General features: G+C 39.6%; 5 protein-coding genes. All 5 read left to right on the top strand.

The window, feature by feature from the left end; all coding sequences use genetic code 11:
* The first annotated feature begins 153 nt into the window (after nt 1–153).
* The 5 genes from IEY67_RS20425 (at nt 154) to IEY67_RS20405 (ending at nt 11,340) form a co-directional block, all read left to right on the top strand.
* Nucleotides 154–3,282, top strand: coding sequence for a SusC/RagA family TonB-linked outer membrane protein (locus IEY67_RS20425; RefSeq protein WP_183672214.1), 3,129 nt, complete (start codon nt 154–156; stop codon nt 3,280–3,282).
* A gap of 18 nt (nt 3,283–3,300) precedes the next feature.
* Nucleotides 3,301–5,130 carry a RagB/SusD family nutrient uptake outer membrane protein gene (locus IEY67_RS20420; RefSeq protein WP_183672213.1) on the top strand — a complete coding sequence of 610 codons (1,830 nt, stop codon included), beginning with the start codon at nt 3,301–3,303 and terminating at the stop codon, nt 5,128–5,130.
* Nucleotides 5,131–5,166: 36 nt separating this feature from the next.
* Nucleotides 5,167–7,935, top strand: coding sequence for a SusC/RagA family TonB-linked outer membrane protein (locus IEY67_RS20415; protein ID WP_183672212.1), 2,769 nt, complete (start codon nt 5,167–5,169; stop codon nt 7,933–7,935).
* A 25-nt stretch (nt 7,936–7,960) separates the two neighbouring features.
* Nucleotides 7,961–9,649 carry a RagB/SusD family nutrient uptake outer membrane protein gene (locus IEY67_RS20410; protein ID WP_221267832.1) on the top strand — a complete coding sequence of 563 codons (1,689 nt, stop codon included), beginning with the start codon at nt 7,961–7,963 and terminating at the stop codon, nt 9,647–9,649.
* Between the two features lie 119 nt (nt 9,650–9,768).
* Nucleotides 9,769–11,340 carry a right-handed parallel beta-helix repeat-containing protein gene (locus IEY67_RS20405; RefSeq protein WP_373292272.1) on the top strand — a complete coding sequence of 524 codons (1,572 nt, stop codon included), beginning with the start codon at nt 9,769–9,771 and terminating at the stop codon, nt 11,338–11,340.
* Nucleotides 11,341–11,389: the final 49 nt, after the last annotated feature.

The following is an 11,389-nucleotide window of genomic DNA, read 5'->3' as shown; positions in this document are numbered from 1 at the left end:
TAACAATCAGGATAAAATAATCTCATTTTTAACCATCTTTCGGGTTGAATGAATAAAATTCAAACATTTTTGAATAATTTCTCATTGCTGACTAAACCTTATATTTCATTACTTTGCCCTTACTAATAAAGAAAACATCTAAATCAAATGTGAATGAAAAAACTTGTATTACGAAGTTTCATGTTTGCTTTTCTTAGTATTGTCATTGCCCCAAAAGTACAAGCTGAAAAAGCAATAAACATTCCTACTTCATCAAATGAACGCACTACAGGTACCACTGTAGTAACACAACAGACAATAACCATAAAAGGTATTGTAAAAGACGAATTCAATGAGCCTATGGCTGGAGTCAATGTCATCGTTGAAGGAACAACAATTGGTACTATGACAGATGGTAACGGAAATTTCACCCTGAACATACCATCAACATCTGCCAAACTCAAAATCTCTTATATCGGATACAAAGAACAGATCGTTCCTGTAAAAGATAACAAGATTCTTACTATTATAATGAGCGAAGATTCTGAAATGCTGGAAGAAGTTCAGGTTATCGGATACGGTACACAGAAAAAAGTAACAGTGACTGGTGCTCTTTCTTCAGTCGGAAGCAAGGATATCTTGAAGTCACCTGTTCCTAATGTGGCACAGGCATTAACAGGTAAAGTTCCAGGATTATCAACGATACAATATTCCGGTCAACCAGGAGCCGACGATCCTGCCATATTCGTACGAGGCATAGGTTCTTTGGATGCCAAAAGGGCTGCTCCACTCATCATGGTCGACGGAGTGGAACGTTCTTTCTTTCGTCTCGATCCGAATGAAATTGATAATGTGACAGTATTGAAGGATGCCTCAGCAACAGCTGTTTTCGGTGTACGAGGTGCTAACGGAGTCATTTTGGTTACGACCAAACGTGGAGAGGAAGGAAAAGCGCAAATATCTGTTTCCACATCTGCAAGTCTACAAAAACCTATCCGTGTATATGAATATGCCAACAGCTACGATTATGCAGTCGCTTTCAATGAAAAATTAACAAACGACGGAGCTAGTCCTGTCTTTAATGAAAACATATTAAATGCATTTAAGAATCAGACAGATCCCTTATTATATCCTGATATGGATTGGATGAATCTGATTATGAAACCAACTTCTTTCCAATCCCAGCATAACCTGAATATCTCTGGAGGTACAGACCGTGTACGTTACTTTACCTCTGTCGGAATTTTAACTCAGGACGGTCTGTTCCGTTCATTTGATGCCGGTTATAATTCCAATTTCACATATAACAGATATAATTATCGTGCCAATCTAGATATAGATGTAACTAAAACGACTTTATTGAGTATTAACCTGGGTGGACGTCTGGAAGATACTCGTGAACCTAACACCAAAAGTAATTTATTTACTTTTCTGACTCGTGTAACACCTTTTGGAGGAGCAGGCCTCTATGAGGGTAAATGGATACACACCAGTCCAGACAATATCGGATGGGATAAAGGTGCACTCGAAAATGCAGATCCTTTTGAATGCTTTTTCGGTAAAGGGTATAATCAGAGAATTTATAATGAAATTAATTTAGACCTTTCATTAAAACAAAAGCTGGATATTATCACTAAAGGGCTTTCTGTCACGATAAAAGGTTCTTATAACAGTGGTTATACACATACCAAAAATCGTTATAAAGAAATACCTTATTATACTGCTCACAGAGATCCCGATACCAACGAGTTATTCTTCCGCAAATTCAGAGAAGAAACTCAACTTTATTTTGAAGAATCGACTGATCGCGGACGTAACTGGTATCTGGAAGGTAGCTTGAATTATGACCGCAAATTTGGAAATCACCACGTAGGAGGATTAATTCTTTACAACCAGTGGCGCGATCAGTATCCTGATCCCAACCAATTTAACTATACCAGTATTCCACGCGGTTATGTAGGCCTGGTTGGACGCGCTACTTATGATTATAACAACCGTTATATGGTAGACTTCAACATTGGTTATAACGGATCTGAAAATTTTGCTCCAGGTCACCGTTATGGTATATTTCCTGCCTTCTCAGCTGGTTGGATCATCTCCGAAGAAAAATTCATGAAAAATCAATCATTCATCAATTATCTGAAGATACGCGGCTCTTATGGTATCGTAGGTAATGACCTGATGAATACAAAATCACGTTTTTTCTATCTGCCGGATGCCTACGATCCTTACGGGACAAGCTACAATTTCGGCGTCGATGTCTCCGGTAACCGTGACGGAGCAACTGAACTTCAGATGGGTAACCCTCTCGTTTCATGGGAAAAAGCAGGAAAACAAAATTATGGTATGGACTTCTCCCTATTGAACGATCGTTTATCGGGCTCTTTCGACTATTTTATAGAGAAACGTCATGATATCCTGACTACACGTAATACAGCTCCTAATTTTATAGCTATCACAATGCCTGTCGTCAACATTGGTAAAGTTAATAATAAAGGATTCGAACTGGTATTGAAATGGAATCATAATATAGGTGATTTCAAGTACTGGATCAACACCAATTTATCGTATGCCCGAAATACAATTGTTTACAAAGATGAAATACCGCACAAATATCCCTGGCTGTATGAAACAGGTCAGTCTGTCGGTCAACCGTTCGGCTTCATCTTTGACGGATTTGTCACAGAGAATGATATAAAATCCGGAAATTTACCGGATCATAAGTTGGATCTGAAACCCGGAGATGCCAAATACAAAGATCTGAATGGGGATAATATAATCGATGATAACGATCAATGCCCGATCGGTAACCCAATCTACCCACAATTAACAGCAGGTGCCACTATCGGTTTTGAGTATAAAGGTTTTGATTTCAGTATGCTGTGGGTCGGAACAGGTAAAGTGTCCCGCTTTATCAGTGCCGGACTTCGTGTTCCGTTCGGCGGCGGTAATTATGGATTACTGCAATACATGATCGATGATCATTGGACACCGGAAACTACGGAAACGGCAAAAACTCCTCGTTTTTCAGGAGCAGCAAACGCAAATAATTATACACGTAATTCAACACTCTGGCTGAAAGATGCTTCTTATATGCGTTTAAAAAACCTACAGATCGGATATACATTCAAAGGAAACTGGATGAAAAAAATCTATCTAAAAAACATGCGTATCTATGCATCCGGTGAGAACCTGTTGACTTTCGACCATTTGAAGATTGCTGACCCGGAGGCTACTGATGACAAACAGTTTGAATATCCTCTTCAAATGATCTTCAACATCGGTTTAAATCTTAATTTCTAATCAAATATAATAATAAATATGAAGCGTTCTATATTCAAATATATATTCGTCGTAACAGGTTTCATGTGCACACTCAGCTCTTGTCAGGATCTGAAATTCGGCGATGATTTTTTGGAAAAAGCTCCCTCCAACGATGTGGACATCGACGTCATTTATTCAAATGCCCAATATGCCCGTACTGCATTATGGAGTGCGTATGCCACATTACATTACGGATTAAATTTGGGGAATCAAGGAAACCAGCTAATGGGATCCGATCCGTTGGATTGTTTAACTGATTTGGTCTATTCCAATGTATGGACAGACGGTGTATCAGGAGCTGCGATCCATTACAATGGAACCTATTCCGCCGATTATGAAAATAACGGTTACTCTTCAAAATACAGCTATTATCAAAGACCGTGCTGGTCGGGTATTCGCAGAGCATGGCTATTCATTGAAAATGTGGATAGGGTACCAGACATGGAAGAAAGCGAAAAAGTACGTTTGAAAGGAGAAGCAAAGGTTATTATTGCCATGCACTACTGCGATATATTCCGGCATTATGGCGGTGTTCCTATCATTGATCATGCTTACACTGCAAACGAAGATATGCATAGAGAGAGAGGAACAGCACAAGAGACATTAAATTTCATTATAAAATTATTAGATGAAGCAGCTACTGTGTTACCATGGGCTATGTCCGCCAGTGAAAATCGGGAATGGGAAGGACGCTTAACAAAAGCTTCCGCCATGGGATTAAAAGCTCGTATATTGCTTTTTGCAGCAAGTCCGCTATTTAACAGCTCCAGTCCTTACATGGAAGGAGAAGCTGCCAGCAATCACTTAGTATGGTTCGGTAGTTACAAATCTGAACTTTGGGATCAAGCTCTGACCGCCCATAAAGCATTTTTCGACGAACTCAATAAAAACGGACAATATGACTTAGTCTACAAATCTGATCCCAGGCAAGCATTCCGTTCCGGTTATCTGGATCGCGGAACGGGAGAATCAGTCATAGCAACTCACTATGGATACACTGTACCGGACTATTGGACATGGGGATGGAGTCATTATGAAACGGCCGGTGATGCAGGAACCGCATGCGGTACTCAAGAACTTGTCGATATGTTCCCTATGATTGATGGATTACCGATCACAGAAAGTCCATTATATGATCCTAAATATCCTTACAACCAACGGGACCCACGTTTATACGAAACGGTGGTCGTAAACGGTGACAAATATTACGGAGGTATAGCAGAAATCTATGTCGGAGGAAAACACTATCAGGAATTTGAGGGTTCTTACGGAGCTTTTATGTCTGGTTATCGTCCTCGTAAATTCATTCTCGACGGTGGAGGTGGTCCATTATTCGAATGGCCCGCCGAAATCTCCGGAAAAGTCGTACAATGGCCTTATCTCCGCTTACCCGAATTATATTTAGGGTACGCAGAAGCTCTTTGCCAAACAAACGGCGACATGAATCTGGCATACGAATGTATCAACAAATTACGCAACCGGGTAGGTATCGGTCATCTAAAGAAAGGACTTAACAAAGAGGAATTCCTTGAAGCCATATTGACAGAACGTGCTTGTGAATTTGCTTATGAAGAAGTACGTTGGTTCGATATGATACGATACAAACGAATTGATATATTTCAGAAAACTCCCCATCGTGTAGTTATTACTAAAAATTCGGAAACGGGAGAATTCAGTTATGAATACAAATTATTTAAACCGGCAGAAAACGGAGAACTCAGACAGTGGGCAAATCCCGGCAAGTTCTCACCCAAATGGTATCTGAGTGCATTTCCCAGTAATGAAATCAATAAAGCATATGGGTTGATTCAGAATCCGGGATGGTGATAACCTTTATTACGAATACTAAATTTGAGAAATAACATGAGAAATAAATTAATTCCAATCATATCACTATCTTTTCTGTGTGCCACTCCATCTGTTTGGGCACAGAGTGAAAAAGTGACAGGACAGGCAGATGAACAGGTCGATGAAACAACGATTGCAGCTTCTTCTGTCAATAGCAAAGAACTAATGAAACGTTCCAACATTAACCCGGCAAATGCTCTTTTTGGAAAACTGAACGGTCTTTTTATCCGGCAAAATGGTGGATATGGTGACGGAGAAGGCTATCCAAGTATGAATATTCGCGGAATCGGTTCTCTGGTCAACAACTCCATATTAGTGCTTGTTGACGGTTTGGAACGCGACATCAACTCATTGGTCCTTGAAGAAATAGAAGACGTTACTATTTTAAAAGATGCAGCAGCATTAGCACCTTACGGAGTCAGAGGAGCCAATGGGGTTATGCTGGTAAAAACGAAACGAGGGAAAAAGGGGAAAGCCAATATTCACGTATCTTATCAACATAGCATCACAACACCAATGCGTCTTCCTAAAATGGTCGATGCAGCAACCTACGCAGAGGCTGTTAACGAAGGACTGACAAACGAAGGGTTGGCTCAACGTTATACACAACAAGAAACTGATGCCTACCGGAGTGGAAAATACCCAACGCTTTTTCCTAACGTAGATTGGATAAAAGAAACCCTGCGAGATCATGGACAACGTGACCAGGTCAATTTTACGGCTAACGGAGGTTCTGATCGTATTCGTTATTATTCATTGCTCAACTTTATATCAGATAAAGGATTACTTAAAAACACCAATCAAGATTCCTACTCTACTCAATTCGGAAATTCGATATTGAATGTACGAACGAATCTCGATATAGATATCACATCTTCTACTCACGTAAAAGTAAATCTATCTGGTAAAATAAAAGAGAAATACGAACCCGGAGGAATTTCTGATGATGCTCTTATGAGTACACTATACACCCTTCCGGCAAATGCCTTTCCTGTTAAAACGCATAATGGTATATGGGGGGGCTCGGATATGTACGCCAAAAATCCCGTTGCAGAAAGTTCTTCAACGGGCTACAGTACCTCGCATGCCCGCACATTATTGGCAGACATGACGTTGACTCAGGATCTGGATTCCTGGTTGCCCGGAGTCAGCGCTGAATTTCGTATTGGTTTCGATGCCTATTCGGAAACATGGGACACACGTGCCAAACAATACTTGTATGAATCGAATATTGCTCATCTTAATAGTGAAGGGATTCCAACAGATACTATTAATACACAATATGGAAAAGAAGAAAAACAATTAGGATTCAACAGTTGGCTAAATGATCAAAACCGCCATTCCAATATTCAGTTCGCATTGAATTATCAGAAATCATTTTCTTCAAGCAATCTGTTTGCATCGATCCGTTACAAACAAGATAAAAACGTTTATCTGGGACAACATAACACGTATATGCACCAGGACATCGTAGCGAATGCTCATTATGGCTTAATGAACAAATACTACTTTGATCTAAACATGGCTGTATCCGGAACCAGCCGTTTACCTAAAAATAGCCGCTGGGGATTCTTTCCTGCAGTATCTGCGGCCTGGCTACTTAACAGAGAAGCATTCTTAAAAGAAGCCACTTGGTTGGATTTACTGAAACTGCGTTTATCCTATGGTTTAACCGGAAACGATGATGTTTGGAAAAATATGGATAAGTACCCTTTTGGAGGTGGCGGAGGATTCATCTTTGGCGATGACTTCATAAGTAACGGCGGTATAGCAGAAGGTCAGTTACCTAGTTTAAATGCGACTTTCGAGAAAAGTAGCAAAGCGAATCTCGGTATTGATATGCGCTTATTGAATTTAATAGATTTCAATCTGGAGGCTTATTTTGATCACAGATACGACATTATGGTTCCGAACGGAAACGTTACTTCCGGCTTTTTTGGTGCAACGGCATCAAATTCTCCCAACGGAATAGTAAATAATTACGGTGTTGAAATCGGAATGAACATAGGAAAACATATTGGTAATTTTGCTTTTAATATAAACGGTCAGTTTACTTTTTCAAGGAATAAGATTATTGAGATGAATGAAGCTTTTAAACCGTATAATTACCTTAAATCAACGGGAGGACGGATAAATCAATTTTACGGGTTGGAAGTGATCGGATTCTTTAAAGATCAGGCAGATATCAATAATAGTCCGACACAGACATTTTCAACTGTATACCCAGGGGATCTAAAATACAAAGATCAAAATGGAGATAAACGAATCGACGAACTGGATGTTATTCCTATGGGATATAATACGCAATGTCCGGAAATTTTCTATTCAGCCGGATTCGATCTAGAATATAAAGGTTTCGGTATCAATGCTCAATTCCAAGGAGCAGGCCACTATACTGTACAGCGGGACCTTAGTAGCCTTTACTATCCTTTGATGAACAATCAAACGATTTCTACACATTATCTAGAAAATTGCTGGAGACCTGGTGCTGATAATTCAGATGCCATTTATCCACGTCTGACTACCACGGAAAGTGCCAATAACTACCGGAGTAACTCTGTATTCATGAAGAACATTTCTTTCCTGAAACTACGTTCGGCTGAAGCTTATTACAAATTACCGGAAAATGTTATCGAGCGATTCCGCTTACAGGAATTCAGACTGTTTGTTAAAGGTATGGACTTATTCTCTCTGGATAATGTAAAAGAGACAGATCCCGAAGTTATATGGAAATCTTATCCGGCACAACGGTCCGTTCATTTTGGTTTCGACCTGACATTCTAATATCAAACTCATAAACAACAAAAGAATGAAAACTAAATTATTTATATGTTTACTCGCTTTCAGTATAAGTTCATGTAACTATCTGGACCACGACGAATCCGATTTTCTGGAAAAAGAAGCTGTTTTTTCCAGTTTCAAATATACCAGTAACTTTCTGACCAATATTTACTCCTATGTTCCGGCTGCATTCGGTACAATAGGTGATGATGCCATGCGGTCAGCTGCATGCGATGAAGCTATTTTCGTTGATAATCTTTCACCTGTACATAGTTTCAACAACGGAGCATGGAGTGCGATCAACACACTTGATGACAAATGGGACTATTTCAAAGGAATCCGTGCTGTAAATATGTTTCTAAAAGAAACGGAAGGTCAGGAATTCGAAGATCTGAAGCACAATGAAGATTATAATGATATCATGGCTCAATTCAAATACTATCCGTACGAAGCTCGCTTCCTACGTGCCTATTTCTATTTTGAGTTAGCCAAACGTTACGGAGACATACCTCTTATCACAACACTTCTAACAGAAGAAGAGGCTAATCTGCAGAAACGCACTCCATTTGAGACCATCATTCAGTTTATTGCTGATGAATGTGATGCCATAGCACCTCACCTACCCATCAGTTATAAAGAGTTGATCAAAAGCGAGACCGGACGTGCTACAAGAGGAGCGGCCATGGCCTTAAAATCAAGGGCACTACTCTATGCAGCCAGTCCATTATTCAATCCGAACAATGATATTGAGAAATGGAAATCGGCAGCCAAAGCTGCAGCAGACGTTATTGATAATGCCTGGGATTTCGGCTATATGCCGCTTCCCGACTTATGGAGTCTTTGGAATAACAACTACACAAATAATAATGAACTGATTTTCGGCGTTATGCAAAGAGAAGACAATTGGTTTGAACGTGTTAACTTTCCAATTGGAATAGAAGGAGGCGGAAGCACCGGACATTGTCCAACCGAAAATCTGGTGGAAGCGTATGAAATGCAAGAGAGTGGATTACCTGTTATTCCTAACGCCGGATACGAACATGCCGATCCAAACTACGATCCTCAAAACCCTTACGAAGGGAGAGATCCCCGAATGTATGAGTTGGTTGCACAGAACGGAGCCTGGTGGGTCTATGATCAACAAGTAGAATGTTGGTATGGGGGTAGAAGCGGAAAACCCCAGAAAAATGCAACAGTAACAGGTTACTATTTAAGAAAATATGTAGACGGCAGTACCAGTTTAAAAAGTGAATTTGTCACCAGCAAGCGACATGTATGGAATATCATGCGGTATAGCGAAGTATTATTAAACTTTGCTGAAGCAATGATGGAAGCTTACGGAGATCCTCACTACAAAGAAGGTTATCCGATATCAGCAAATGAAGCTGTTAAAATTATACGGGAACGAACCCATGTAGACATGCCGGGATATCCGGACAATTTAACTACCGAAGAATTCAAAGCGAAACTAAGAAACGAGCGTAGGGTGGAGTTGTCATTCGAAGATCACCGTTTCTGGGATATCCGACGATGGAAAATAGCCGATCAAACAACCGACATTTATGGAGTAGATATTACTAAAAATGAAGATGGTTCTTTCAATTACCAAAAAGTACTTGTTGAAAAAAGAATCTTTAAAGATTGTATGTATCTATATCCGATTCCCCAGTCTGAAATTTATATAAATCCGGGATTAGGTCAAAATCCGGGATGGTAACTATATAACCAGGAGAATTTTTAATAAAACAGAGTTCTCCTGATTATCTTTCACTAATTTACTCAATAATAAAACGAATGAAACTGGTAACATCCATATTCTCTATTCAAACTATTCCTATGAAAGGGATAACATTTGCCCGATTTAATAATAAGTTGTTTATGCAATGGAAAAAGACTAAATCATTGACATTTCTTCTCGTTATTCTTTTCTGTGCATGTTCCCCTTCAACCGGCTATTTTACATCCTGTTCTCATACCTATTATTTAGATGCTACCGCAGGAAATGATAACAATCAAGGGACTTCACCGGAAGAAGCCTGGAAAAGTCTCAATAAAATTCAATCACTTAATTTAAAAGCCGGAGATAAAGTTCTCTTAAAGAAAGGAGAAATATTTACCGGAGAACTTCACATAAAAGGAACAGGTACTCCTGAACAGCAGATCATCATCGATGCTTATGGGGATAGAGGGAATAATCCGTGCATAGTCGGATATGATAACTCTGCCTATGCCGTATACGTATATAACTCTTCATATATAACTATTCAAAATCTAGAAATCATTAATACCGGAAAAGAACGCCTACCGAACAGAACAGGTATTAAAGTTCATCTGGATAACTACGGAACAGCACATTCCATCCTGCTGAAAGGACTTTACATCCATGACGTAAACGGAAGTCTGATGAAAAAAGAAGGTGGTGGATCTGGTATCTATATCGTAAATGAAGGAAAAATCCCCAGTACATTCGACGGTTTGACCATAGAAGATTGTACGATTCGCCGTTGCGAACGCAATGCCATGATCTGGTGGGGATACTCAACACGCGATTTCTGGTATCCGAACCGAAATGTTGTAGTCAAAAACAACCTTATTGAAGAAGTTCCCGGCGATGGTATCGTTCCTATAGGATGTGACGGAGCGCTAATAGAATATAACATAATGAGAAATTGTACAGATATGCTACCGGAAGGAGAATATGCTGCTGGTATCTGGCCATGGAGTTGCGATAATACTCTCATTCAATATAATGAAGTTTCCGATCACAAAGCTCCGGGAGATGCACAAGGGTATGATTCTGATAACAATTGTAACAACACAGTTATACAATATAATTACAGTCATGACAATGAAGGAGGTTTCCTATTGGTCTGTGACACGGGAGAGTCCACTATGCCGGAAAATGTAGGGACAAATAATACAATCATCCGGGGAAATATAAGTATCAACGACGGTAATCGGACCAGATTAACAAAATCGGGCTACTTCTCCCCCACTATCCATATAGCTGGTCCGGCAAAAAAAACGATGATTTACAATAATATCATTCACGTCAACAAAAAGAAAGCACCAGAAGTACAGCGCAGCCTGATCTGCATCACTCCTTCTTACGGCGATGCAGACAGTACGATAGTACGGGATAATTTATTCTATGTCAGCGAAATCAGTACTTTCCATTTAGGTACATCCACGAATAATCAATTCGAAAACAATTATTATTTGGGAGATATCCAGAATATCCCGGAAGATAAAACTGCAAAGTTCGAAAATGAGACTTACAGTAATATGATCAAGAACGATCTTTCAGGCTTTGAGTCATTAAAACCGTTCCTCCGTACGGCCAACATCTCTGCCGGAAGAATAACGACAGTCGACAACGAAGCCATCGATTCATTTTTTAAAAAGTAACATTTTTACATATATTGTGATCTTCATGTAAAAAACTATTTTACAAAGA

The sequence above is a fragment of the Parabacteroides faecis genome, assembly GCF_014647375.1.
Taxonomy (GTDB): domain Bacteria; phylum Bacteroidota; class Bacteroidia; order Bacteroidales; family Tannerellaceae; genus Parabacteroides; species Parabacteroides faecis.
The sequence above is the reverse complement of the archived record's forward strand: the minus strand, read 5'-3'. Positions and strand labels throughout refer to the sequence as shown.